Source organism: Pseudomonas sp. AC211 (assembly GCF_979258055.1).
The window spans coordinates 1,865,950-1,890,642 of sequence record NZ_OZ409830.1; the positions used below are offsets into that span (position 1 = coordinate 1,865,950).

At 62.8% G+C, this 24,693-nt stretch carries 21 protein-coding genes and 3 pseudogenes; 12 read left to right on the forward strand and 12 right to left on the reverse strand.

Annotated features, from left to right (window positions below; genetic code table 11):
- Positions 1-94: 94 nt before the first annotated feature.
- From ACZZZP_RS08980 to ACZZZP_RS08995, 4 genes are all read left to right on the forward strand, one after another.
- Entirely contained in the window at positions 95-1,504 is a 1,410-nt protein-coding gene (locus tag ACZZZP_RS08980; protein WP_122453267.1) for a circularly permuted type 2 ATP-grasp protein, read from the forward strand.
- A gap of 2 nt (positions 1,505-1,506) precedes the next feature.
- Positions 1,507-2,457: an alpha-E domain-containing protein gene (locus ACZZZP_RS08985; protein WP_122497968.1), complete on the forward strand. Its 951-nt coding sequence runs from the start codon at positions 1,507-1,509 to the stop codon at positions 2,455-2,457.
- The gene (locus tag ACZZZP_RS08990; protein ID WP_122497970.1) at positions 2,454-3,248 is read left to right on the forward strand and encodes a transglutaminase-like domain-containing protein; all 795 of its coding nucleotides are present in this window, start codon (positions 2,454-2,456) and stop codon (positions 3,246-3,248) included. Before ACZZZP_RS08985 ends, ACZZZP_RS08990 begins: the two co-directional genes overlap by 4 nt.
- An 84-nt stretch (positions 3,249-3,332) precedes the next feature.
- Positions 3,333-4,067, forward strand: a complete 735-nt coding sequence (locus tag ACZZZP_RS08995; protein WP_463536449.1) for a peptidase — start codon at positions 3,333-3,335, stop codon at positions 4,065-4,067.
- A 155-nt stretch (positions 4,068-4,222) separates the two neighbouring features.
- Here the strand turns inward: ACZZZP_RS08995 and ACZZZP_RS09000 are convergent, their stop codons facing one another.
- From ACZZZP_RS09000 to ACZZZP_RS09015, 4 genes are read right to left on the reverse strand one after another with little or no spacing between them, the layout of a single operon-like run.
- The gene (locus ACZZZP_RS09000; protein WP_463382466.1) at positions 4,223-5,617 is read right to left on the reverse strand and encodes an efflux transporter outer membrane subunit; all 1,395 of its coding nucleotides are present in this window, start codon (positions 5,615-5,617) and stop codon (positions 4,223-4,225) included.
- A complete protein-coding gene (locus ACZZZP_RS09005) occupies positions 5,614-7,596 on the reverse strand; it encodes a MacB family efflux pump subunit (RefSeq protein WP_463382467.1) in 1,983 nt (660 codons plus the stop codon). The genes ACZZZP_RS09000 and ACZZZP_RS09005 overlap by 4 nt, the downstream gene beginning before the upstream one ends.
- A 2-nt stretch (positions 7,597-7,598) precedes the next feature.
- Complete coding sequence (locus ACZZZP_RS09010; RefSeq protein ID WP_463536450.1) at positions 7,599-8,765, reverse strand: efflux RND transporter periplasmic adaptor subunit; 1,167 nt, start codon at positions 8,763-8,765, stop codon at positions 7,599-7,601.
- 57 nt (positions 8,766-8,822) lie between these two features.
- On the reverse strand, positions 8,823-9,842 hold the full coding sequence (locus ACZZZP_RS09015) for a FecR family protein (protein WP_463382469.1): 1,020 nt from the start codon (positions 9,840-9,842) through the stop codon (positions 8,823-8,825).
- A gap of 169 nt (positions 9,843-10,011) precedes the next feature.
- Between ACZZZP_RS09015 and ACZZZP_RS09020 the strand changes: the two genes are divergently transcribed.
- Together ACZZZP_RS09020 and ACZZZP_RS09025 are read left to right on the forward strand one after the other, a co-directional pair.
- The gene (locus ACZZZP_RS09020; RefSeq protein ID WP_463382470.1) at positions 10,012-10,491 is read left to right on the forward strand and encodes a sigma-70 family RNA polymerase sigma factor; all 480 of its coding nucleotides are present in this window, start codon (positions 10,012-10,014) and stop codon (positions 10,489-10,491) included.
- 158 nt (positions 10,492-10,649) lie between these two features.
- Positions 10,650-11,987: a lysine N(6)-hydroxylase/L-ornithine N(5)-oxygenase family protein gene (locus ACZZZP_RS09025; RefSeq protein ID WP_463382471.1), complete on the forward strand. Its 1,338-nt coding sequence runs from the start codon at positions 10,650-10,652 to the stop codon at positions 11,985-11,987.
- On the opposite strand, the gene ACZZZP_RS09030 is transcribed toward ACZZZP_RS09025, so the two are convergent.
- A complete protein-coding gene (locus tag ACZZZP_RS09030; protein ID WP_463382472.1) occupies positions 11,984-12,331 on the reverse strand; it encodes an MmcQ/YjbR family DNA-binding protein in 348 nt (115 codons plus the stop codon). The genes ACZZZP_RS09025 and ACZZZP_RS09030 overlap by 4 nt on opposite strands.
- A 25-nt stretch (positions 12,332-12,356) precedes the next feature.
- Positions 12,357-13,265, reverse strand: coding sequence for a LysR substrate-binding domain-containing protein (locus ACZZZP_RS09035; RefSeq protein ID WP_122497987.1), 909 nt, complete (start codon positions 13,263-13,265; stop codon positions 12,357-12,359).
- A 154-nt stretch (positions 13,266-13,419) separates the two neighbouring features.
- On the opposite strand from ACZZZP_RS09035, the pseudogene ACZZZP_RS09040 reads away from it, so the two are divergent.
- Both ACZZZP_RS09040 and ACZZZP_RS09045 read left to right on the forward strand, forming a co-directional pair.
- Positions 13,420-14,029, forward strand: a pseudogene (locus tag ACZZZP_RS09040) (FMN-dependent NADH-azoreductase).
- 184 nt (positions 14,030-14,213) lie between these two features.
- Complete coding sequence (locus tag ACZZZP_RS09045) at positions 14,214-15,230, forward strand: alpha/beta hydrolase family protein (protein WP_463384679.1); 1,017 nt, start codon at positions 14,214-14,216, stop codon at positions 15,228-15,230.
- Here the strand turns inward: ACZZZP_RS09045 and ACZZZP_RS09050 are convergent.
- The 3 genes from ACZZZP_RS09050 to ACZZZP_RS09060 form a co-directional block, all read right to left on the reverse strand.
- Positions 15,227-16,417, reverse strand: coding sequence for an MFS transporter (locus ACZZZP_RS09050; protein WP_463382474.1), 1,191 nt, complete (start codon positions 16,415-16,417; stop codon positions 15,227-15,229). The two genes, ACZZZP_RS09045 and ACZZZP_RS09050, sit on opposite strands and share 4 nt — an antisense overlap.
- 128 nt (positions 16,418-16,545) lie before the next feature.
- Positions 16,546-17,682 carry a catalase family protein gene (locus ACZZZP_RS09055; protein ID WP_463382475.1) on the reverse strand — a complete coding sequence of 379 codons (1,137 nt, stop codon included), beginning with the start codon at positions 17,680-17,682 and terminating at the stop codon, positions 16,546-16,548.
- A gap of 36 nt (positions 17,683-17,718) precedes the next feature.
- Positions 17,719-19,593 (reverse strand): di-heme-cytochrome C peroxidase, encoded by a 1,875-nt coding sequence (locus tag ACZZZP_RS09060; protein WP_463382476.1) that lies wholly within the window; start codon positions 19,591-19,593, stop codon positions 17,719-17,721.
- A 277-nt stretch (positions 19,594-19,870) separates the two neighbouring features.
- On the opposite strand from ACZZZP_RS09060, the pseudogene ACZZZP_RS09065 reads away from it, so the two are divergent.
- A pseudogene (locus tag ACZZZP_RS09065) lies at positions 19,871-20,026 on the forward strand (helix-turn-helix domain-containing protein); the annotation flags it as partial.
- A 40-nt stretch (positions 20,027-20,066) separates the two neighbouring features.
- On the opposite strand, the gene ACZZZP_RS09070 reads toward ACZZZP_RS09065, so the two are convergent.
- Positions 20,067-20,468 (reverse strand): helix-turn-helix domain-containing protein, encoded by a 402-nt coding sequence (locus tag ACZZZP_RS09070; RefSeq protein ID WP_241000679.1) that lies wholly within the window; start codon positions 20,466-20,468, stop codon positions 20,067-20,069.
- Between the two features lie 143 nt (positions 20,469-20,611).
- Positions 20,612-21,562 carry a GlxA family transcriptional regulator gene (locus tag ACZZZP_RS09075; RefSeq protein ID WP_463382477.1) on the reverse strand — a complete coding sequence of 317 codons (951 nt, stop codon included), beginning with the start codon at positions 21,560-21,562 and terminating at the stop codon, positions 20,612-20,614.
- Positions 21,563-21,814: 252 nt separating this feature from the next.
- Between ACZZZP_RS09075 and ACZZZP_RS09080 the strand changes: the two genes are divergently transcribed.
- From ACZZZP_RS09080 to ligD, 3 genes and pseudogenes are all read left to right on the forward strand, one after another.
- The gene (locus ACZZZP_RS09080; protein ID WP_122498001.1) at positions 21,815-22,057 is read left to right on the forward strand and encodes a hypothetical protein; all 243 of its coding nucleotides are present in this window, start codon (positions 21,815-21,817) and stop codon (positions 22,055-22,057) included.
- A gap of 57 nt (positions 22,058-22,114) precedes the next feature.
- Positions 22,115-23,065, forward strand: coding sequence for a non-homologous end joining protein Ku (ku, locus tag ACZZZP_RS09085; RefSeq protein ID WP_463382478.1), 951 nt, complete (start codon positions 22,115-22,117; stop codon positions 23,063-23,065).
- Between the two features lie 150 nt (positions 23,066-23,215).
- Positions 23,216-24,094: pseudogene (gene ligD / locus ACZZZP_RS09090) on the forward strand (non-homologous end-joining DNA ligase); the annotation flags it as partial.
- 2 nt (positions 24,095-24,096) lie between these two features.
- Here the strand turns inward: ligD and ACZZZP_RS09095 are convergent.
- A complete protein-coding gene (locus ACZZZP_RS09095) occupies positions 24,097-24,669 on the reverse strand; it encodes a TetR/AcrR family transcriptional regulator (protein ID WP_463382479.1) in 573 nt (190 codons plus the stop codon).
- Positions 24,670-24,693 lie beyond the last annotated feature (24 nt).

Below are 24,693 nucleotides of genomic sequence, written 5' to 3' on the forward strand. Positions count from 1 at the left end.
GTGTCTTATTTTTAAGTGATTGATATCTAACGAATAAGACGGATGGCTCGGGCTTTGCAATACCTATGCACGTCCGGGTGACAAGGAGTACGGCATGACCCGCACCTTTTATGACGAGATGTACCTGGCGAACGGCGAATGCCGTCCGCATTACCGGGAGTTCGCGCGCTGGTTGGCCGACACCCCGGATGAGTTGCTGGCGCAGCGCCGCCGCGAAGCTGATCTGCTGTTTCACCGCGCTGGCATCACGTTCACCTTGTACGGCGACGACCAAGGCACCGAGCGGCTTATTCCCTTCGACATCATTCCGCGCAGCATTCCGGCCAGTGAGTGGCGCATTGTCGAGCGCGGCTGCATCCAGCGGGTGCAGGCGTTGAATATGTTTCTCGCCGACCTTTACCACGACCAACGCATCATCAAGGCCGGCATCATTCCGGCCGAGCAGGTGCTGGCCAACGAGGGTTACCAACTGGCGATGCAGGGGCTGAATCTGCACCGCGATCTGTACGCGCATATCTCGGGCGTTGACCTGGTGCGCGATGGCGATGGCACGTACTACGTGCTCGAAGACAACCTGCGGACCCCCAGCGGCGTGAGCTACATGCTCGAAGACCGCAAAATGATGATGCGCCTGTTCCCCGAGCTGTTCGCCGCCCAGCGCGTGCTGCCCATCGACCACTACCCCAATTTGCTGCTCGACACCCTGAAAAGCTCCAGCCCGCTGGATAACCCCAACGTGGTGGTGCTGACGCCTGGGCGCTTTAACAGTGCATATTTCGAGCACGCGTTTCTGGCCCGTGAAATGGGCGTGGAACTGGTCGAAGGCGCCGACCTGTTCGTGCGCGACGACAAAGTCTTTATGCGCACCACCGCCGGCGCCAAGCAGGTGGATGTGATTTACCGCCGTCTCGACGACGCCTTCCTCGACCCATTGGCATTCAACCCCGACTCCATGCTCGGTGTGCCGGGTCTGCTCTCGACCTACCGCAGCGGCAATGTGGTGCTGGCCAACGCCATCGGCACGGGCGTGGCCGACGACAAATCCATTTATCCCTACGTCGGCGAGATGATCCGCTTCTACCTCGACGAAGAACCGATTCTGAAAAACGTGCCGACCTTCCAGTGCCGCAAGCCGGTGGAGTTGCAGCACGTGCTGGCCAATCTGGAACACTTGGTGGTCAAGGAAACCCAAGGCTCCGGCGGCTACGGCATGTTGGTGGGGCCGGCGGCCAGCAAGGCGGAAATCGAAACCTTCCGCGCCCGGTTGATCGCTCGCCCCGAGGCGTACATCGCGCAACCGACGTTGTGTCTTTCAACGTGCCCGACCTTTGTCGAAAACGGCATCGCCCCCCGCCATATCGATTTGCGCCCCTTCGTGCTGTCCGGCAAAGACACCCGTGTAGTGCCAGGCGGCTTGACCCGCGTGGCGTTGCGAGAAGGGTCGCTGGTGGTGAACTCGTCGCAAGGCGGCGGCACCAAAGACACCTGGGTGGTGGAGGACTAATTATGCTGAGCCGCACTGCCTCTGACCTGTACTGGATGTCCCGTTACCTGGAGCGTGCCGAGAACCTCGCGCGCATGTTGGAAGTGAGCTATTCGCTGTCGCTGATGCCGCAAGACGGGCGCGGCAACGGCCTGGAAGAGCTGGCGCTGCCGCTGTTGATCACCGGCACGCTGGACGAATACCTGGAGCGTCACGGCCCCTTGCACGCCGAGCGCATGCTGCATTTCTTTGCGCTGGATTCGGAAAACCCGGCGAGCATCTACTGCTGCCTGCAAGCGGCGCGTACCAACGCCCATGCCGTGCGCGGGCGCATCACCGCCGACATGTGGGAAAACATCAACGCCACCTGGCTGGAGATTCGCGGCATCGCCGAGCAGGGCCTGGGGCGTTATGGCATCAGCCGCTTCTGCGAGTGGGCCAAGGAGCGTTCGCACCTGTTCCGCGGCGCCACCTTCGGCACCATCATGCGCGGCGACCCGTACCGCTTTATTCGCCTGGGCACGTTTATCGAGCGCGCGGACAACACCCTGCGCCTGCTCGATGCCCGCTACGAAATGCTGGGCGAAGACATCGACGAAAACGATGGCCGCCCGGCGCGCAGTTATTACCAGTGGACCGCCTTGCTGCGGGCGCTGTCGTCGTTCGAGGCATTTGCCGAGATCTACCGTGGCTCGCCCGGCACCCGCAAGGTGGCCGAGCTGCTGTTGCTGCGTCCCGATGTACCGCGTTCCTTGCGCTCGTGCATGGACGAACTGCACCTGATGCTCGCCAGCCTGCCCGGTGAAAACGGTCGGCCGGCGCAGCGTCTGGCGGCGGAGCTGGAGGCGCGCCTGCGTTACACCAGCATCAATGAAGTGCTCGACGAAGGCCTGCATGGCTGGCTCACCGATTTCATCCTGCTGGTGCGCAAGCTAGGCCAGGCCATTCAAACGTCTTACCTGGAGGTCGCATGAGACTCTCAATCAGCCATGACACCACCTATCACTACGAAGATCAGGTGCGTAACAGCATTCAATACCTGCGCATGACGCCGCACGACAGCGAGCGTCAGCAGGTGATCAGCTGGGAACTGAACCTGCCGCGCCCGGTGCGCGCGCAGGTCGATCCGTACGGCAATATTCTTCACGTGCTGACCCTCGACGAGCCCCACGAAAGCATTCTGCTCGGCGCCCGTGGCCAGGTGGAAATCGACGAGTCGAGCGAGTGCGAACACGAAGAGCAGTCGCCGCTGCCATTCTTGCGCACCACCCGACTGACCGAGGCCGACCAGGCGCTACGCGAGTTCGCCATGGTGCAATGCAACAGCCGCCGCGACCGTTCCTGCATGATCGATTTGATGCACGGCCTCAACGCCCGCATCCGCTACCAGCCAGACGTCACCGATGTGCAGACCAGCGCCGCCGAAGCCTTCGCTGGTGGCAAAGGCGTATGCCAGGACCAAGCCCATGCGTTTATCGCCTGCGCCCGTAGCCTGGGCGTTCCGGCGCGGTATGTGTCGGGTTATCTGTTCACCGACCGCGACGACCACCTGTCCAGCCACGCCTGGGCCGAAGCCTGGCTGGATGGCGCGTGGTACAGCTTCGACGTGACCAATTGCCTGGCCAAACCCGAGCGTCACCTGAAGTTGGCGGTTGGCCTGGATTATCTCGACGCTTGTCCGGTACGCGGCATGCGCCGTGGCGGCGGAGTGGAGCAAATGCACGCGCACGTGGAAGTGTCGCCTGTGCGGGTGCAGCAGCAATAACCTCATAAGCCGCGCAATAAGCGGTTAACTCCTAACGCCCGACGCGGTTTCGCCGCTCGGGCGTCCTTGCCTGTGTGGACTCTGATGACTTATTGCGTTGCTCTGAACCTGGCCGAAGGCCTGGTGTTTGTCTCCGACTCGCGCACCAATGCCGGTGTCGACCATATCGCCACGTTTCGCAAACTGCATGTGTTCGCCGTACCTGGCGAGCGCCTGATCGTGCTGCAAACCGCTGGCAACCTGGCCACCTCGCAAGCGGTGATCAATCTGCTGCGCACGCGCCTGAACCACGACGGCGTGCACCTCCATAACGTGGTCAACCTGTACGGCGCCACCACGCTGGTGGGCGACACCATGCGCGAAGTGATGGCCCGCGATGCCAACTCGCCGATGGCGGCGGGCGTGGACCTGAGCTGCTCGTTTCTGGTTGGTGGGCAAACCAGCGGCCAGCCGGCAGAGCTCTACAACATCTACCCGCTGGGCAATTTCATCTCCGCCTCCGACGACACGCCGTTCTTCCAGATTGGCGAAAGCAAATACGGCAAACCGATCCTCGACCGCGCCTTGAACTACCACACCGACCTAGACAAAGCCCTGCGCTGCGCGCTGGTGTCGTTCGACTCGACCATTCGCAGTAACTTGTCGGTCGGCTTCCCGTTGGACGTGGTCGTCTACAAAGCCGACAGCCTGCAAGTGCCAGCCGGATTTCGCGTGTTGGAGAGTGACCCGTATTTTGAAGGGGTGCGGCAGCAGTGGTCGCAGGGGCTGAGCCAGTTACTGGATGAGCTGCCGCCGTTGCCGCCGGAGTATTCGGCGTAGGGCCAACAGCACGGCCCCTCACCCCAGCCCTCTCCCGCAAGCGGGAGAGGGGGCTTTTTGCGGCGTATCGGCCTCACATCGTCAGTTCGGCCAAAGTCACCCCTCGCCCGCTTGCGGGAGAGGGGCCGGGGTGAGGGCAGCGGCAGACGCGATTGCTACGACCGCCAACCACCCCCCAACGCCTTGTACAACGCAATCGCCGCCTGCATCCGCGCTAACCGTAGTTGCACGCCACCTTCTTCGGCCTGAAACAACACACGCTGCGTTTCCAGCACGCTGAGCAAGGTCTCGGCGCCTGATTGGTAGCGGTTCTGCGCCAGTTCGAAAGCGCGCTGGGCGTGTTGGCGTTCCTGGTCTTGCCAGGTGCGTTGCTGGTCCAGTCCGGCGATGGCGGTGAGGGCTTTTTCGACGTCGGCCAACGCGGCGTCGATGGCGCCTCGGTAGCTGTGCAGCAGTTCTTCCTGACGAGCCTGGCTCAGGTCGCGGCCAGCGGCCAGTTTGCCGGCGTTGAAAATCGGTGCAGTGAGCCCGGCGGCGACGGTGTAGAACGGATTTTCCAACACATTCTTGAACGCATCGGCGCCCGTACCGAGGCTGGCGGTGAGGGTCAGGCTTGGCAGCATGGCGGCGCGCGCCACTTGCACATCGGCACTGGCGGCGGCCAGGCGCGCTTCGGCGCTGGCGATGTCGGGACGGCGGCTCAGCAACTCGCTCGGCACACCGGCTCCAATCTTCGGCCAATGAAGCTCGCTGAAGCGCTCATCGCCCATGGACAACCGCTGCACCGGCTGCCCCAACAGTTGGGCCAGACCGATGCGCGCTTCCATCGCTTGCTGGCGCAGCAGCGGCAATTGCCGTTGCTGCGCGGCGACCAGGCTGCCTTGTTGCGCCCGTTCCAGTTGAGTAGCGGCGCCGGCCTCGAAGCGTTGGTCGATAAGCGCGAGCACCTGCTCGGCGTTGGCCAGATTCTGCTCGGCGATACGCAGCTGTTCGATCAGCGCCAGGCTGCTGAGGTAGCTGCTGGCGACGCTGCTGAGCAGCGTGAGGCGCACGGTGTCGCGCTCAAACTCGCTGGCACGCAAGGACTGCCGTGCGCTGTCGCGGGCAGCGGCGCGGCCGCCCCAGAAGTCCACTTCATAACTGGCGCTGAGGCTGGCGGTGTAGGTGTCGAGGCGGCGGTCGTCGCCGTCGGTGTCGCGCTGGCTGTAGCCGTCGCCGCCGAGCAGCTCTTCGCGCGCCGCATCGAACCCGCCTTTTACGTCCGGCAGCAGCGCCGCGCCGGCAATGGTGCTGCTGGCGCGGGCCTGGCGAACGCGGGCTTCTGCTGCGGCGAGGTCGTGGCTGCTGCGTTCGGCTTGGGCGACTAGCGCGGCAAGCTGCGGGCTGCCAAACGCGTTCCACCAGTCGCGCTGAACGCCGTCGCCAGCGCTCGATGTATGAGGCGATGCCCATTGCGGCGGCGCGGGCGGCGGTTCGATAGCGGCAGGCGGCGTGCTGCATGCACCGATTGCCAGGCAAACGGGCAGCAGGGCAGGGAAGATGTTTTTCATGGGCTGGTCAGCGCCGTGACCGGGTCGAGCTGCGCGGCTTTGCGCGCCGGCATAAAGCCGAACACCACGCCGGTAATCAAGGCGCAGAAAAACGCTCCAGCCATGGCCAGCAGGGAAAACACCACCGCAATCTGGCTCAAGTGCAGCACGCCGCCGACCAGCAACGCCAAGGCGATTCCGGCAATGCCGCCCACCACCGAGAGCAACACCGCTTCGGTAAGAAATTGGCGAAGGATGTCGCGCTGCCGCGCCCCGGTGGCCATGCGAATGCCGATCTCGCGGGTGCGCTCGCGCACGGTCATCAACATGATGTTCATCACGCCAATACCGCCCACTAGCAGGGAAATGGCGGCGATGGCGCCGAGCATCAGCGACAGGCTGTTCTGCGTGCGCGCTTCGGCCTGAATCATGGCGGCGTTGTTGGTCAGCTGAAAATCGCGCACGCCACGGTGCAGGCGCAGCATCAGGCGGTCGATAGCCAGCTCGGCCTCGTGCACGCGTTTGGCGTCGGCGGCGGCGATCACCACGAATTCCGGGTTGTGTTTGCCGAACAGGCGAATGCTGGCGGTGGAGTAGGGCACCACGATTTGCTTGTCGCTGTCGTCATCGCCGGAGCTGGCGCCTTTGGCGCTGAGGATGCCGATGACTTGAAACGGCACGTTCTGAATGAGGATGTAGCGGCCAATCGGGTTGGCGACGCCAGCGAACAAGGCGTCGCGCACTTTCTGGCCGATGACTGCCACGGTGGCCGCGCGGTCTTCGTCGGCTTGGGTAAAGAAACTGCCCTGCGCCACCGGCCAATTGAGGATGGTGGGAAAGGCCACGCCATTGCCGCGGGTGTAGGCGTAGTAGTCGATATTGCCGTAGCGCACCACGGTGTCGCCGCCGTTTACCGGCATGATCTGCCGCACCTGTGGCAGGGTGCCGACGGCGGCCAGGTCGTCGAGGCTGACCACACCTTCCGGCGCGCGCGGCATGGGTGCGATGCCGGAGAGGTAAATAATGTTCGAGCCGAACGCGCCCATTTGCGCCATCACTTGCCGCTTGCTGCCCTCGCCAACGGCCAGCATCACCACCACCGACGCCACGCCAATAACGATGCCGAGCAAGGTCAGCGCGGTGCGAAAGCGGTTTACCCACATCACCCGCCACGCGGCCTTTAACGCGTCGACCACTTCGCCGCTGCACGAGGCGCTGCTGGTGCTCGGTTCGCGCAGGCGCTGTTGCAGCTGTTCGATTTGCGCTTGTCCTTGCGCGGCAGGCGCCGGACTGCTGGTGCTGTCGCTGATGATCACGCCGTCGCGCACTTCGATCACGCGGCGGGCACGGGCGGCGACGCCGCGGTCGTGGGTAATCAGCACCACGGCGTGGCCTTGCTCGGCCAGCTCGTCCAACAGCGCCATGACCTGCGCGCCGCTGTGGGTGTCGAGGGCGCCGGTGGGTTCGTCGGCGAGAATGATATGGCCGCCGTTCATCAACGCGCGGGCAATCGATACACGCTGCTGCTGGCCGCCGGACAACTGATGCGGGCGATTCTCCCGTCGGCTGCCCAGGCCCAGCCGCTCCAGCAGGGCGGCGGCGCGTGCCTGGCGTTCGCTGTGGCTGAGGCCGGCGTAGATGGCTGGCATCTCGACGTTTTCCTGGGCACTGGCTGACGGGATCAGGTGGTAGCCCTGAAACACAAAACCGAAGGCCTCGCGCCGCAGCCAGGCCAGCTCGTCGGCGGGCAGCTGGGCCACATCGATGCCACTGAATTGGTAACTGCCGGAAGTGGGGCGGTCGAGGCAGCCGATGATGTTCATCAGTGTCGATTTGCCTGAGCCGGAAGCGCCAACGATGGCAACGAATTCACCCGGATAAATCGCCAGCGACACGCCGCGCAGCACCTCGACCACCGGCGCGCCATGGCCGCCGTATTGCTTGCGGATGTCAGTGAGGGCGATTAGGGCAGTGGCGCAGCCGGTTTCCTCAGCCGGCACGCTCATTCTCCGGCCCCGGCTGGCGGGCCGATCAACAGCCGTTCGCCTTCTTCCAGGCCGGCAAGTAACTGCACCGACATGCGGTCGCGCAGCCCGGTGCGCACCTCGCGCGTTTCGATTTGACCGTTGCCATTGAGCACCAGCGCCTTGTACGTGTCCGGCGTGGCGGTGGCGTCTTGCAGCGCGGCCACGGGAATGGTCAGCACGTTGTCGGCCTTGCCGGCGACGAAGAACACCTGCGCGGTCATCTCGGCCATCAGCGCGCCGTCGGCGTTATCGACGTCGAGCAGCACGGTGTAGAGCACCACACGGCCGCCGCCGTCGGCATTGGGGCTGCCGCCGCCCTGGTTGGCTTGGTCCAGCGGCGTGGGCGGCAGCGGCAGCACTTGGCGCACCGTGCCGTTCCAGCGTCGGCCGTCGCCGCTGAGGGTGGTGAACCAGGCGTGCATGCCGGGCTTGATGCGACTGATATCGGCCTCGGACACCTGCGCCCAAACCGTCATGGGCGACAGCTTGGCGATGCGCATGATCAGCGGCGTTTGCTGCTGGGCATTGAGCGTCTGGCCCACGCGGGCATCGACGGCCACCACGGTGCCGGCCATGGGCGCGTAAATGCGCGTGTAGCCCAGCTCGGCTTCGTCGCTGCGCAGGCTGGCTTCGGCCTGGCGAATACGCGCTTGGAACATGGCGATACGGGCCTGGCTGGCGCGCACTTGGGCGGTGGCGATTTGCACGTCCTCGGTGCGGGTGGCGCCGCCTCGGGCGAGGTGTTGCTGGCGCGTGAGCTGCTGGTTGGCCAGCTCATTCTGCGCGCGCTGTTCGGCCAGTTCGGCTTTCAGTTGGTCGATCGAATAGCGGCTGGCGTCGACCTTGGCTTGCTGGGTGGAGGGGTCGATTTCCACCAGCAGTTGGCCTTCTTCAACGTGCTCGCCGGGCTCGGCATGCAGTTTCAGAATTTGACCGGAAGCCTGGGCGCCGACATCCACATAACGCCGTGGCTGCAAGGTGCCGAGTGCGCTCACGCTGCTCTCGATACTGCCGCGCGCTACCGCCACGGTGGCCAGCTCGTCGCTGCGAAACGGCAGCGCTTGCCAGGTGGCAACGGCCATCAGCGGCGTCAGGCAGAGCAGGGTGAGAACAAGGCGGCGGGGGGAGATCAGGGCGCTCATTGGCAGGCTCGTGAGGGTCTGCCAAATGAACGAGTGACTGCGCCGGAAATTTAGCCGTTAGAGCGGGGCGGGGCGGTTGCGAATCAGCGTGGTGCCATCGCTTTGTGGCTCCAGCTTGATCGGCAGCACTTTGGGCAACGCTTTCACCAGGCTGGCGACGTCGCGGGTGCTGTAGATGCCGCCGATGCGGATGTCGGCGGTGCTCTGGTCGGCGAGTAACAGCGGCTCGTCGAGGTAGCGATTGAGCAGCGGCACGGCCTCGCCAAGGGTGATGTCGTTGAGGATCAACTTGCCGTCGCGCCAGGCGAGGGCGGTGGCGGTGTCGACCGATTTCACCGTGGGCTTGAGGTCGCCCGGTTTGAAGCTGGCCTGCAGGCCTGGCGTGAGCGTGCTGTCGTTGCCTTGACGGTCGCTTTGCACACGCACCGAGCCTTCGGTGACGGTGACCACCACGCTGTTCTGGTATTTCCACACGTTGAAGCGCGTGCCGGTGACGGTGATCGAGCCTTCTCCGGCGGTCACCACAAAGGGGTGCTCGCTGTCGTGGGTGACGTGGAAATACGCCTCGCCGCTGCTCAGCCGCACGCGGCGCTGGTCGCGGTAGTTGCTGAAGCTGAGGTCCGAGTTGCTGTTCAGTTCGACTTCGCTGCCATCGCTCAGGGTGATGCGGCTGATGTTCTGCGCCGTGTCGAACTGCTCATAGGAATTGGGCAGCCAGCCCATCATCCAGCCGCCGTAAGCCGCCAACGGCAGCGCCACGATTGCCAGGGCGATGGCCCTCGCTTGCGGACGCCAGCCGCGACGGCGCGCGCGTGTCGGGCGGTTCGCGGCGCTTGCGGTCGCGTGCAGGGAAGGGCGTGGGGCGGTAACGGTAGCGCTGGCTGGGAGCTGCTCGCTGAGGTCCCAGATTTCCAGCATGGCGACGTATTCGATGGCGTGGTTGGGGTGCGCGTCGAGCCAGCACTTGAACTCCTCGCGTTCTTCTTCCGTGCAATCGGGCGCATGCATGCGCATACACCAATGTGCAGCCACCTCAACCAGAGGGTCGTCGTTGGCAGGGGAAGGCGCGTTGTTCATCAAGGAATACCGGTTACCGGGTACTGAAAAGGTGAAATCGCTGGCAGATGAGATTAGATGCTTGATGAGAATTATTATAAAATGAATAATTCCATACTGCCAGTATGACGGTCAGGGGTGGTCAACCTTATCGCAATGTTCGCCGTCACGTCTGTGGCCGGGAGTCGTTTTGGAGATTTATTACCGGGAGCTGGTGCGCTTTTTGAGCGCCAAGCTGGGGGACCGACACGTGGCGGCCGACGTTGCCCACGACGCGTACCTGCGTGTGATGGAGCGGGCCGGTCAAGCGCAAATCGAGTCGCCGCGCGCGTTTTTGTATCGCACCGCGCTTAACCTGGTCATCGACGAACACCGCCGCAACGCCCTGCGACGCACCGAAACCCTCGATGTACTCGACGAAGAAGAACAATTCTTCACCCCCTCGCCACACCGTGACCTGGCGCAAAATCAGCGCCTACAACTGCTGCAACGTGCCCTCGACGAATTGCCCGCTTTGTGCCGCGAAGCGTTTCTGCTGCGCAAACTCGAAGGCCTGAGCCACGACGAAATCGCCGAGCGCTTGAGCATTTCCCTGAGCCTGGTGGAAAAACATATCGTCAACGCCATGAAGCACTGCCGCGTGCGCATGCGCGAGTGGGATGCCGAATAAGCCGCCTGCCGTCCGCCAACACCCCAGCCCACAGCTTTCAACCACTCGCCTTTAAATTTCATTCCCCTGTCCTCGTTCCTACACAACAGGCGATCTCTGCTCGCCACCCGATTCGCTCGCCACCCGTTGTGCGTGGCTTTTCCAGAGGACACTGGACCATGACTCCATCCGTTGCACCTGCCGCCATTCACGACCTGATCGGCATTGGGTTCGGCCCGTCCAACCTGGCGTTGGCCATTGCCCTGCGTGAGCGGGCTCAGCATCAAGGCGCGCTGGATGTGCTGTTTCTGGACAAGCAGGCCGACTACCGCTGGCACGGCAATACGCTGGTGACGCAGAGCGAGTTGCAGATTTCCTTTCTTAAAGACCTGGTCACCTTGCGCAATCCCAGCAGCCCGTATTCGTTCGTGAACTACCTGCACGCCCACGACCGCCTGGTGGACTTCATCAATCTGGGCACCTTTTACCCGTGCCGCATGGAGTACAACGACTACCTGCGCTGGGTCGCCGCGCAGTTCAGTGAGCAGAGCCGGTATGGCGAAGAAGTGCTGGCCATCGAGCCGCTGCTGCACCACAACCGGGTCGAGTCGCTGCGCGTGGTGTCGCGTGACAGCCAGGGCGAAACCTTTGTGCGCCGGACCCGCGCCGTGGTGGTCAGCGCCGGCGGTACGCCGCGTATTCCCGAAGCGTTTCGTAGCCTCAAAGGCGAGCCGCGCGTGTTCCATCATGCCCACTATCTGGAGCGCATGGCGCAGCAGCCGTGTGTGGGCGGCAAGCCGATGCGCGTGGCGATTATCGGCGGCGGGCAGAGCGCGGCGGAGGCGTTTATCGACCTGAACGACAGCTTCCCTTCGGTGAAGGTCGACATGATTCTGCGCGGCTCGGCGCTAAAACCGGCCGATGACAGCCCGTTCGTGAACGAAGTGTTTTCTCCCGAATTTACCGACCTGGTCTTCAGCCAGACCGGCGCCGAGCGCGAGCGGTTTATCCGCGAGTACCACAACACCAATTATTCGGTGGTGGACATCGATTTGATCGAGCGCATCTACGGCATTTTCTACCGGCAGAAAGTCTCGGGCATTCAACGCCACGCGTTTCACCATTTGCGCACCGTGGAACGCGCCACCGTCCATGCCGACGGCATCGAATTGGCCCTGCGTCATAGCGCCAGCGGCGAATTGGACGTGCACCGTTACGACGCCGTGGTGCTCGCCACGGGCTACGAACGGCAAAGCCACCGCCAACTGCTGGAGCCGCTGGCGCCGTACCTGGGCGATTTCGAAGTGGACCGCGACTACCGCATCGTCACCGACGAGCGCTGCCAGGCGGCGGTTTACATGCAGGGCTTCTGCCAGGCCAGTCATGGGTTGAGCGACACCTTGCTGTCGGTGCTGCCGATCCGCGCCAACGACATCGCCAGTTCGTTGTACGGCTACCTCGGGCATCAGTCCTTGAGCGATGTGCAGCGCGCGCCGTTGTTTGCCACGGCGAGTTAATCCAGCAGCAACCCGACCTGGCGAATCTTCGGCAACTTGCGCACCACCAGCTGGTGCGAGCGTGTCAGCAGGTCTTGCAGTTCGGCGGTGCTGATGGTCTCCGTGCTGTCCAACCGAACCCAGTGAGCCCGCGCCAGATACGGCGCCGGGCTAAAACCTGGGCGGTCGACGTAGCCAAGAAACAGGTCGCTATCGACCTTGAAGGCGATGCCGCGACCGATAAAGTTGATCACCGCCACCATCTTGTTTTGCGCCACCGAAAAGACGCGGTTGTCGCCCCATTTCAGATCTTCGCGCACGCCCGGCAGTTGCAGCAGGAAGTCGGCGGTTTGGCTGGCGTTCATGTTCATCTCCTTTGCCGAGAGGGCGTTAAACCGGGTGCGGCCAGTCGCCGCGAAAGTGTTCGGTCACGTGGTCGAGCCAGGCGCGCACGGCGGGCAGCATGCCACGGCGGTGCGGGTACACGGCCTGCAGAAAGCCGCCCGGCAGCGCCCACTCCGGCAACAGACGAATCAGGCGGCCGTCAGCCAATTCCTGATGGCAGTTCATCAACGGCAGCATGGAAAAGCCCAGGCCGGCCAGCGCTGCGTTTTTGCGTACGGAAAAATCTTCGATGGCCAGGCGCGGTTCAAACGCGATTTCACGCTTATTGCCGTCAGCGTCCACCACCCGATAGCGCACCTTGCGGTCGGTATCTACGGCGCCGAGCACCGGCAGTTCGCGCAAGTCGTTCAGCTCATTGATCTGCCGACCAGCCAGCAGCGCAGGGGAGGCCACCAGCACGGCGACGGCGGGGCGCAGCTTGCGCGCGATCAGGTTGGGGTCTTCGTCGCCTTCATCGCGCACCCGCAGCGCCACGTCGAACCCTTCGGCCAGCACGTCGACGCGGCGGTTCACCAGCACCACCTCGAGTTGCACCTGCGGGTAGGTGCTGAGGAAGTCGTTGATGATCGGCGACAGGTACGACTCGGCCAGCGCAGTAGGGCACGACACCCGCACCCGGCCGCGCGGTTCGCTGGAGTGCGTGGCCACGGCTTCGTCGGCCATGTCAGCGGCGATGATCATGGTTTGGCAGTGGCGGAAGTAGTGTTCGCCGATTTCAGTCAGCGCCAAGGTGCGGGTGCTGCGTTGCAACAGGCGTGCGCCCAGGCGTTCCTCCAGCTCGGCAACGCGCCGCGAGAGTCGCGACTTCGGCACGCCGAGCAGGCGGCCGGCGGCGGCGAAACCGCCGGCTTCCACCACTTTGGCGAAATAGAACAGGTCGTTGAGATCTTGCATAGCGGGTTCTGGCTGTAGTCATCGTCCTATAGGTGGGACGAACTATCACATTTTTGCTGACTAATGCGCTATTGGAATCATCGGTAGGCTTAGCTCCATCGAATTTCAACCCACTTTTAACGCCGCTACGGCCCCCTTGATTCGGAGAACCACCATGAAACTTCTGCACCTCGACTCCAGCATCCTCGGCGACAACTCGGCCTCGCGCCACCTGAGCAAAGCCGTGGTCGACGCCTGGAAAGCGGCCGACTCCAGCGTTCAGGTGAGCTACCGCGACCTGGCCGCCGATGCTTACAGCCACTTCTCCGCTGCCACCCTGGTTGCCGGCGGTACGCCTGCCGAGCTGCGTGATGCGGCGCAAAAACACGAAGCGGAACTCGGCGAAGCGACGCTGAACGAATTCCTGGCCGCCGACGCCATCGTTATCGGTGCGCCGATGTACAACTTCTCCGTTCCAAGCCAGTTGAAAGCCTGGATCGACCGCATCTCCGTCGCTGGCAAAACCTTCGCCTACGACGAGAACGGCCCGAAAGGCCTGGCCGGCGGTAAAAAAGGTGATCATCGTTTCGACCGCAGGTGGCATCCATGCCGGTCAAGCCAGCGGCATCGCCCACGAAGACTACTTGCAGCTGCTGTTGCGCTTCCTCGGCATCACTGACATCGAAGTGGTGCGCGCAGAAGGCCTGGCTTACGGTGAAGAACCGCGCGCCAAAGCACTGGCCGCCGCCAACGAGCAAGTGGCGGGTCTGTTTGTAGCCGCGTAACGGCTGAACGGCACTGAGAAAAATCCCCGCTTCGGCGGGGATTTTTTTGGCACGCCACATGCTTTTGTCATCTCACTGTGTTTGCGAAGCGGCCGCTGCGGGTTCATGCTCGGCGCTGCGGCAGGCGAAAGTAGGCGGCGATGGTTTTGAGGAGGTGGGCGTGAGCACCTTTTTTGCGCGTGTGATGGTGGTAGTGCTCGGTTTAATGGCCGGCGCGTTGCCGGCTTCGGCCGGCACGGTGGGTTCGCGCCTGACCGTCGGCTTTCACCGCATGACCCTGCAAGATCCCCTCGACCAACAACCCATGCAGGCGGTGGCGTTCTACCCCGCGTATGCGCGCACGACGGTCAGCCAGATTGGCCCCTATCACATCGCCGCTGGCGAAGACGCGCCGGTCGCGCCCGGCCACTATCCGATGCTGGTGCTGAGCCACGGCAACAGCGGCAGCCCCCTCGCTCAACACGACCTCGCCACGTACCTGGCCAAACATGGTTTCGTCGTGCTGGCGGTGATTCACCCCGGCGACAACTACGCCGACCAAAGCCGCCTCGGCACGCTGAGCAATTTGTATGGCCGACCGATGCAGGTGTCGCAAGCCATCACCGACGCCCTGCAAGACCCCTGGCTTGAACCGTTTGTGGATGAGCAGCGCATCGGCATGATCGGCTATTCCGCCGGGGGCGAAACGGCGCTGATCGTCGGCGGCGCGCAGCCACAACAGCAGTTGCTGCGCGATTATTGCCAGGCGCATCCAGCAGACGAAGATGCGTGCCGCAGCCACGGCGAGCTGGTGGTCGACCGCGATGACCTGGTGGCCGAGAGCGACCCGCGCGTCAAAGCCCTGTTATTACTGGCGCCGCTGGGCCTGATGTTTGGCAAGGAAGAGCTGCAAGGCGTGCAGCTGCCGGTGCTCATGTACGCCGGTGATAACGACCAGTTGCTCTCCGTGGAAACCAACGCCCTGGCCCTCAGCCGCAGCCTGCCGCAACGGCCGAACTACCGCCTGCTCGATGGCGCGGGGCACTTCATTTTCATGTCGCCATGCTCGCCCGAGCAGGAACAGATGATGCCGATGCTGTGCAAAGACGCCGATGGCGTCGACCGCCAGCGCATTCACCGGCGCATGAACGCCGAGGCGGTGGAGTTTTTCAGCACCGTGCTGGGGCCGGATTTGCGCGACCACCAGGCTTCGTTGCACTAGCCCTGTTGCGGTGACTGTGCCCGTCGCGCCAGGCACAGGCTCAGGCTTAGCCCCGCCACGGCGAGCAGGGCGGCGGCGAGAAAAATGCCGTTATAGCCAACGCCATACGCCACCGCGCCCATCAGCGGGCCGGCAATTGCCAAGGCCAAATCGAAGAACACTGCGTAGGCGCTGAAGCCGGCGCTGCGGCTGCTGTCCGGCACACGCTTGATGGCCTCGACGCCCAGCGCCGGATACACCAACGACAACCCACAACCGGTCAACGCCGCCCCAGCCATTGCCCAGGCCGGCGTCGGTGCGTACCACAGCAGCAGCAAACCGAGGCTTTCGATGGCCATGCAGCTGATCGCCACGTTGTAGCCGCCGTAGCGCTTGATGGCGTCGATCAACAGCACCCGCGCGCCGATAAACGCCACGCCAAAGGCCGACAAACTATAGGCCGCGCCGCTCCAGCCTTTGCTGGCGAAATACAGGGCGACGAAGGTGGTCAGTGTGCCGTAGCCGATAGAGCCCAGCGCCAAGCCGACGCCATACGGCGCGATACGGCCCAGCACGGTGCTGAAGGGCAGGCGCTCGCCCTTGAGCACGGGGGCCGACGGGCGCTTCCAGATCAGCAGCAACCCCAGCGCTGCGACCGCCATCAGCGCGGCGCCCAGGGTCCAGTAACCCCACGCGTCGACCATCAGCACGCCGGCCGGCGCGCCGATGGCGATGGCGCCATACGCGGCGATGCCGTTCCAGGAAATCACCCGCGCGGTGTATTCCACGCCCACCCGGTTGATGCCCCAGCTAATGGTGCTCACGCCCAGCAACCCTTGCGTCACGCCCAACAGCAAACGCGCCGCCAGCATGATCGACAGGCTGACCAGCGGGTAAGCGCTGAGTTGCGTGGACAACAAGGTGAGCAGGCCGCTGACGGCGATGCCGCACAGCCCGTACACCAGCGCCGGCTTGGTGCCGAGACTGTCGGCCAGGCGGCCGGCCAGCGGGCGACTGAGCAGGGTGGCGAGGTATTGCGAAGCGATGGTCAGGCCGGCAATGACCGCGCCATAACCCAACTGGTCATGGACAAACCCCGGCACCACGGCAATGGGAATGCCGATGCAGAGAAAACCGAGAAAGGTAAAAAACACCACGGAAACAATTTGCCCCGTGATGGCCAGAGAGCTGGGCGCTTGGGTGTGCATGCTGAAAAACTTCGCCGGAAAACGTAGGGCAATGATGGCCAGTGAGCGGCGAGAAGGGAAGGTAGCTAACGGTTATTCCGGCCCACCGTTCTCCCGCCGATGCACGGCTGAGAACGGTGGGCGCGGGTTTACTTCGGGTTGTTGCGTTCGTGGCGGTAGGCGCTCACTGCCTCGTACACCGCTTTGCGCAAGCGGTTGATGCCGCCTAATGGCCGGTGCTCGGGCAGTGCGTGCCACGGGTTGAACGACTGGTTATCGCAGGCGAGGGTTTGTTCGGTGCTGTCGAAATCCTGCGCCGGTACTTTGATGGTGGCCACGGTTTCGAACGGCGAAACCTTCTCGCTCCATTCGATGCTGGTGTCTTCCAGCGGCATATAGAACGCCGGGTTCTGCCGTTGCACTTGCAGCTCGAAACACGCCGGCATGCGGTCCAGCGACAGCTGCTGGTACAGCGCGTCGTGGAGGAAATTCGGCATGTCGGTGTTCACTGCCGGCAAGGTGTACGCCGGGCAGCGCTGCGGTGCGGGCACCACGCGGTACTTGATGTTATGCGGCCCGAATTTGAACGGTGCAACCGAATCGTAAGTGGTGTCTACCGGGCTGTCGGGCGCGGGCGCCAGGGTTTTCAGGGCGATGGTCAGGTGGCGGATTTGCCACGTGCGCGGGTCCAGGCTGGGGAAGAATGCCAGCGCCGTTTTGCCATCGGCCTGGGCTTTGAAGTTGCTCTGGTATTCAGCCACGTCGCTGACGAAAAACGAGGGGTGGTTGAACATCACAAAGTCTTGCTCGCCCGCCACCGCAGGCGAGGTCATCAGCTTGGCGCCCGGTACGTCGAACAGCTTGATGGCCATGCCGCGGGCATCACGCACGCGGTCGAATTGCGGGTAGGCATTGCCGTTGGACAGGCGCATCAGCGCTTGCCAGGTTTTGCCCGGCTCGCTGAAAACGCCGTGGCGCAGTTCATCGTTGAGTTCCGGCAGCACGGTCACTTCGGCCTTTACGCAGCCATGGGCTTTGGCGTGGGCGTCGCGCAGTACGCGGGTCTGGTCTTTGTGCTGCTCCACCACGCGAATGGCATCTTCGATGATGCCGCGCGTCATGGCCGCTTCGCCGGGCGGAATCTGCTCCTCGGCCGACACCGGGCCGGAGAATTTCCAGGCGTAGTACAGCTCGGCAATGCCCCAGCCACCGAGGCCGACCACCGCCACAATCACCAGCAATTTGCCGAGCACACGGCCCAGCCAGAGCCAAAAGCGTTTAAGCATGAAGCGCGTCCTTATGTGTGTGTCCCACGGTAGGGATCATCCCTGGCAGCTTGGGCCTGGCGTCCAGGCGGCGGGTGTAACCGGTTGCAGCTGACTTTCCACCGGCGCATTGCCGAGCACCTTGAGGTATTCGATCAACGCCAGCCGCTCGTTCGGGCTCAGGCCTCGGCCAATCACGCCTTGCTGACGGCAGCCGTCGCGGAACTCATGGCCTTGGTTGCCGTTGCCGGTGACGCTGGTTTTGAACAGGAAACCGCCGTCGAATTTCTCGCTGCGGTAGCCGGCGCGCTCGGGGTCGTACTCGTGGTTGCCGACCCAGAATTCAGCCCGCCGCTCATACACCGGCGACAACAGTTCAAACAACGTGGGCACCGAGCCGTTGTGCAGGAACGGCGGGGTGGCCCAGATGCCGTCCAAGGGCCGCGCTTTGTAGCCGCGCTTCTCTTGAACGCCGATGGGCAGGCCATAGCCGTCCATTTTCCAGCGCTCTTCACCGCTGATGCCGGCGTCTTGGTACGCACGGTTTTCCACGTAAGCGGTGATATAGGCCAGGCCTTTGGCGCTGGAAATGCTGCGGAAATTCAGGTCTTCCAATTTGCCGTCGAACAGCTTCACGCCAAGCGTGCTGAGCTGCTCTTTGCTCCAGCCCAGCTTGCTGATGTTGAAGCGGTGGTCGGCGATGTTGTCGGCGGTCGTCGGGTCGGTGCCGACGATGCTGACTGGCACGATGCGCATCCGCCATTCCGGGTCGCGGGTGGGGGCCAGGCGTTTGTCCGGCGCTTTGGGATCCGGCGCGTGGCAGTAGGCGCAGTTTTCCTGATACAGCGCGCGGCCCTGGCTGGCCATTTCCAGATTGACCTTGCCCAGCACGGGCTCGGGCCAGGTCGGTGGTTTCAGCTGTTTCAGGGTTTCTTCCAGGGTGTAGAGATCACGCACCCGCACGCTGGAGGCGTAGCGTTCGGCCACGGGCACGCGGCCCTGGTTGTCTTCGAACAGCCGGACGGTGGCGCCCACGCCCAAGGCTTCGCCGATATTGCGCGCCATCGGTTGCATGGCCGAACCGTTCCACTGCACCCAGTCGAATTTCCAGATATCCCACAACTGCGGGTAGCTCACCGGGGCATTGCCGACGCGGTAGTTGCTGGGGTCGATGGCGTCGCCGAACACGCTGTTGGCGATGCGGCCGAAGGCGTCGGTGCGACCAAAGCCTTCTTCGGTGGGGTAGAGGCCGCGATGGGTGTCGTTCCAGGCTTGGGACAGAATGCGGTTGAGCGTGACCTTGAGGTCGGTGCGCAGTTGGTCGCGGCCTTCGGGGTACTTGTCGCCCAGCACGTTCTTGGCGAAGCGGGTGAATTTCAGCGGGTTGTAATAGGTGAACGCCAGGCTCATGCCGAGCGCCTGCCCGAAGCTGCCGCCTTTCAACGTGGGCACCGTGGACGCCAGCGAATGCAGGGCCGCGCCGCCGTCGATGCGCACCGAGTTGCCGTTGAAACGCAGCTCTCCGGTGTGGCACGCCGAGCAGGTGATATCCAACAGTTGCGCGCCGGTTTCTTCTTCTAGATGGCGAGCAAAACCAACCGGCAAATTTCCAGGGTTCAGCGAGGTGGGTTGTTGGTTCGGTTCGGTGAGAAAGCCAAAGCGGGCGAGGTAATCCGGGGTGGCGAATTTGTCTTCGGAGAAGGGCAGCTCCAGCGCGGTAAACCAGTCATAGCGCAGGCCTTTCACTTCCGTGCCCTGGGGCGTGTAGTAATAGGTTTGGCGCGCCTCGGGGCTCCACTGCTCCAGATAATGCAGCTGCGTGGGCGCTTGGTACGCCGGCAAATTCGGGTTGGCAATGTAGTAGAGGGCAATAGCCAGAACCGCCAAGACGGCGAGTACGACGAGAAGCAAAATCCGCTTCACAACCTTCATGGGTGACGGTCCTTGTGCATTGTTATTGGCTGAGCGTTTATGCCAAGCAATTACAGGCTTGGCAAGACGCTAATCACCTATTGTTCTTATGGCTTTGGGCAACCATTCATGCAGCGAGGCGGCGTCGCTTAGAAGAAATCCGTCCTAAGCGCGTCAAAAAACTTGCTACGGTTGAAAACAGGGCAGGAAAAGGATTGTTTTAACTCAGAAAATTAAAACGGATGCCAGGGAGCAGAACGCCATGCTCGATATGCTCGACAGAGACACCTCGCCAACGCTCGCCACGCTCGATGTCTACAAAAGCAACGCCGAACGCCAGGCGCTTTGCGACGCCTTGGCCCGTTACGGCGACAACATGAGTGTGGCCGCGCGCATGCTCGGCATTTCCAGGCCGACGTTTTATCGCCTGTTGCACAAACACCGGCTGCGCTGACGGCCTTGGCGGGCGGCGCGAACGGCGGGCTTAAGCCAACCTACGACGCATTGTTCGCAACCGTTCGGCTGCGCCAGGCCATCGGGTTCACCCCTTCGGTTCGGGTGAAGGTGCGGCAGAAGTGGGCTTGGTCGCAGAAGCCGCATTCGGCGCTGATCTGAGTGAGGGTCATGTCGGATTCTTGAATCAGGCGCTTGGCCTGGTTGATGCGCTGTTGGTGAATCCAGTCTTGCGGCGACATGCCGGTGCTGCGCTTGAAGGCGCGGGAGAAGTGACTGCGTGACAGCGCGCAGGCTTGCGCCAGTTGCGGCACGGTGATTTTTTCGCCAATCAGGTTGTGGATGAGCGCCTTGACCAGCTGTTCACGCCAGCGTGTAAGACCCCCGGTTACCAGCGTTTCGCCGTCCTTCTCGTCGCTGGGTGTGAGCGAGCGGCGGGACATCCAATGGATACTGGCCATGATCCTTCCTTTGTGCATGAAAACCTGACCTGAGTGTGGGCAGGTGCTGCACGGCGAACAAGGTTCAAGGAAGGCCGGTTCCGGCCAACGAGGTGCGCAATACGGACACCTCTAGCACGATGGTTTCAACCAAACTGCTGGCGGTACTGAACGGGTGTAAGGCCAAGCTTCTCGCTGAACAGAAAACGCATGTGTCGCGTACTGCCCAAGCCGGCCCGATAGGCCACGGTTTTCAGCGGCAAATCGGTGCTCTCCAGCAGGCTGCGAGCACGGTCGATACGGGCGTGTTGCAGAAATTCCATGGGCGTCATGTTCACTTCGCGGCTGAACACGCGGGCGAAGTGGCGTGCGCTCATGCCGGCCAGGCTGGCCATGCGCTCCACGGAAAAGTCTTCGTCAAGGTGGGCCAGCACATAGGTTTGCACCTGGTTGATGGGCGAATCCTGTTCGGCCAGCGCGGCCAACATGGGGCTGAACTGTGCCTGGCCGCCTTGGCGCTTCATGGCCACCAACAACACTTTGGCGACATCCACCGCCACCTTCTTGCCGTGGTCTTCGGCCACCACCGCCAACGCCATGTCGATGCCCGCCGTGACGCCGCCGGAGGTGAGCAAGCGGCGGTCTTTCACGTAAATCTGGTCGGTGCCCACGCGCGCTCTGGGGAACCGTTTAATCAGGCGGTCGGTGTAGTTCCAGTGCGTCGTGACCTGGTGATCATCAAGCAAACAGGCCTCGCCGAGAATGAACGCGCCGGTGCAGATCGAGCCGTACATTTTGCAGCGCTGAACCGCGACGTGCAGCCAGGCCGACACCTCGGGAAACCGCTCGTTGTAAGCGCCGGGGCCGCCGGGCACCAAGAGCAGGTCGTAGGGCTCGCAGCCGTCGGCGAGGGTCAGATTGGTCTGCACCGTCACGCCGTTGGAAGCGGGCACCTGGCGTTGCTCGGTGCCGATGGTCAGTAGCTTGTAGCAGTCCTGCTCCGGCAAAAACCGGTTCGCGACGGAGAAGACTTCGAACGGACCGGCCATGTCGAGCAGCAAAAAGTTGGGAAACAGCACCATCGCAACCGTTTTCATGGGCGTAACTCGCGGCTTGCTGAATGTAGGAAGAAACTTACAGCGAAGCGGCGCGCAAGGCACGAACCTTGTTGTTTTTAAAGGATATTTGCGACGAGCGTGGCGTCTTGATGGCACGGTTTTGAGGCGTGCGCCGCTCTGCTGCGCCACTTGGGGGCAGCGCGGCACCACAAACAAAACTGCAACTCTTTTTTAACCCGGCCGGTCCCAACTTCTGAGAGCCAGACAAGGCCCTACAGGGGGAAGCCAGCCATGTTTCGTGATTTCGATACCTGCATCGCCTGGACCGATGCCATGAAGGAAGGCCACAACTACGTGGGCCTGATCGAATACCAACCCAAACGCATGGGTGCCGAAGTGCGCGTGCTGTGGGTGATCGTGCCGGGCTGCGTGTGTGAGAACGAGGCGGAGACCGCTGCCGACAACATGCTGCGCGAGATCAGCGACATCACGCAGCTGGACCGCGTGACCTACAGCGACGGCGTGACGCTGTAGCACGGTTTGCGACAGCGCCTGAACACTTACTGAAGAATTGAGCGAGGAACGCCGGTCATGGCACGAGCCATCTGGAAAGGCGCCATCAGTTTTGGCTTGGTGCACATCCCCGTGGCGCTTAACTCCGCCACCGCCTCCCAGGGCGTCGACTTCGATTGGCTGGACAAACGCAGCATGGAGCCCGTGGGCTATAAGCGCGTGAACAAAGTCACCGGCAAAGAAATCGACCGCGAGAACATCGTCAAAGGCGTGGAGTACGAGAAGGGCCAGTACGTGGTGCTGAGCGAGGAGGAAATTCGCGAAGCGCACCCGGCGTCCACGCAAACCATCGACATTTTCTCGTTCGTCGACAGCGCAGAAATTCCCCTGCAGCACATTGACACGCCGTATTACCTCAGTCCCGACAAGCGCGGCGAGAAGGTGTATGCCTTGTTGCGCGAAACCCTGGCCAGCACCAAAAAAATAGCGCTGGCGCTGGTGGTTTTACATACCAAGCAGCACCTGGCGGCCTTGATGCCCATAGAAGACGCCATGGTTTTGGTGATGCTGCGCTGGCCCAGTGAGGTGCGCAGCCTGGCGAGCCTGGAACTGCCGGCTTCGGTGAGTAACGCCAAGCTGGCCAAGGGGGAGTTGGAAATGGCCAAGCGCCTGGTGGAGGACATGAGCGGCGAATGGTCCCCAAACGATTACCAGGACAGCTTCACCGACAAGATCATGCAGCTCGTAGAGCAGAAGGCGCAGCAGGGCAAGATCGAAGCGGTCGAGCAGGCGCCAGGCGAAGAAGGCCGGCGCACCGCCGACGTTATCGACCTCACCGAACTGCTCAAACGCAGCCTGGGTGGCAAGCCGTCGGCGAAGAAGGGCGCGGCGGCATCCAGCAAGGAGTCGGAAGAAGACGAGGCGCCCGTGCCACGAGCAAAAAGCTCGCGCAGCAGTGCGAGCAAAAGCACCGCGTCGAAAGCCAAAGCGCCTGCGCGCAAATCCACCAAAACCAGCAAGGCGAGTTAACGCGCCAAGGGCGGGGCCATGAGCGAACATAAACGCGCACAAACGTCCGAGGTCGTTGCGCCGAAAACCCCACGCCAAGGCATGCCTGCGGGCGAGGCGGCGAATCATCCGCACGGCGCAGATGACAAGGGCCGGCAACTGCTTGATGAGGTGTCGATCAGCCATCCCGAGCGGGTTATCGATGCGCAGAGCGGCACGCAAAAGTTTGCCTTTGCGCAGTTTTATCACGGCATCAGCGAGTGGATTCTTCCCCACCTCAAGGGCCGCCCGGTGTCGTTACTGCGCGCGCCCGACGGTGTTGAAGGCGAGCATTTTTTCCAGAAGCACGCCCAGCATCTGGCTATTCCACACATCACCCATTTGGACCAAGCAATCGACCCGGCGCATCCGCAGTTGATGCAAGTCGACAGCTTGCCGGCGCTGATTGGCGCGGTGCAGATGGGGTGCATCGAACTGCACACCTGGGGCGCCACCAGCGCGGCGGTGGAAACGCCAGACCGCCTGATTCTCGACCTCGACCCGGACCCCGCGCTGCCATGGAGTGCCATGGTCGAGGCGACGCAGGCGACCCTCGCATTATTGGATGTCGTGGGCTTGGAGGCCTGGCTGAAAACCAGTGGCGGGAAGGGCATGCACATTGTAGTGCCACTGCGAAAACAGGCCGGTTGGGACAGCGTGAAGGCGTTCGCGAAGGCCCTTGCGAACCATATGGCCAACCAAGCGCCGGAGCGCTTCACCGACAAAATGGGGCCGCAGAATCGGGTGGGGAAAATCTTTATCGACTACCTGCGCAACCAACGCGGCGCCAGCACCGCCAGTGCCTACTCGGTGCGCGCGCGTCCGGGCTTGCCGGTGTCGGTGCCGATTGAGCGGGACGAACTAGGCACGCTGCAAAGTGCTGCGCAATGGACCGTCGCCAACCTGCAGGCGCGACTTGAAGGTCTGCCGCGCGAGCCGTGGCACGACTACCACAACCGCCAAGGCCTCACCCGCGCGCAGTGGGGCCAGTTGGGCATCGAGCCTGTCTGACGCTATTGCTCGCTATCGGCTTGCACTTGCTTAAACAACTGCTGCTTGGCGCCTTGCAAAATGCGCTCGGACAACTGCGGATCGGCCACGCTGCGCGACAGCACCAATGCGCCTACAAGGGTTGAGAGCAGGGCGATGGCTTGCTCATCGGCATCTGGCCCTTCCAAGTGTTCTGCCAGTTTGCTGAAGCGGCTTTGCACCACGGCGTCGGTTGTGGGGCTGGCTTGGCCGCGCTGGCCCAGTTCGGCGCACATCGTAGTCAGTGGGCAGCCTTTGCCGGGGTGGGTGCGGTGGGTGTTGCTCAGGTAGTAGCGGATAAAGCTCTGCAGGGGCTGCGCTTCAGAGAAGGTTTTCTCGACGCCGTCGGCCAGTTTTTCCGCAGCCGCGCTGAGCGCTTGCTCAACCAGGTCATCCTTGGATTTGAAATGCGCATAAAAGCCGCCGTGGGTCAGGCCCAGCGCTTTCATCAGCGGTTGCAGGCCGGTGGCGCCGATGCCGTCGCGGCGAAAACGCTCCGACGCTTCGTCGATGATGCGCTGGTGAGTTTGTGCCTTGTGATCTTCTGAGTAACGCATGGCAACGCCCTCCAATAACGTGAA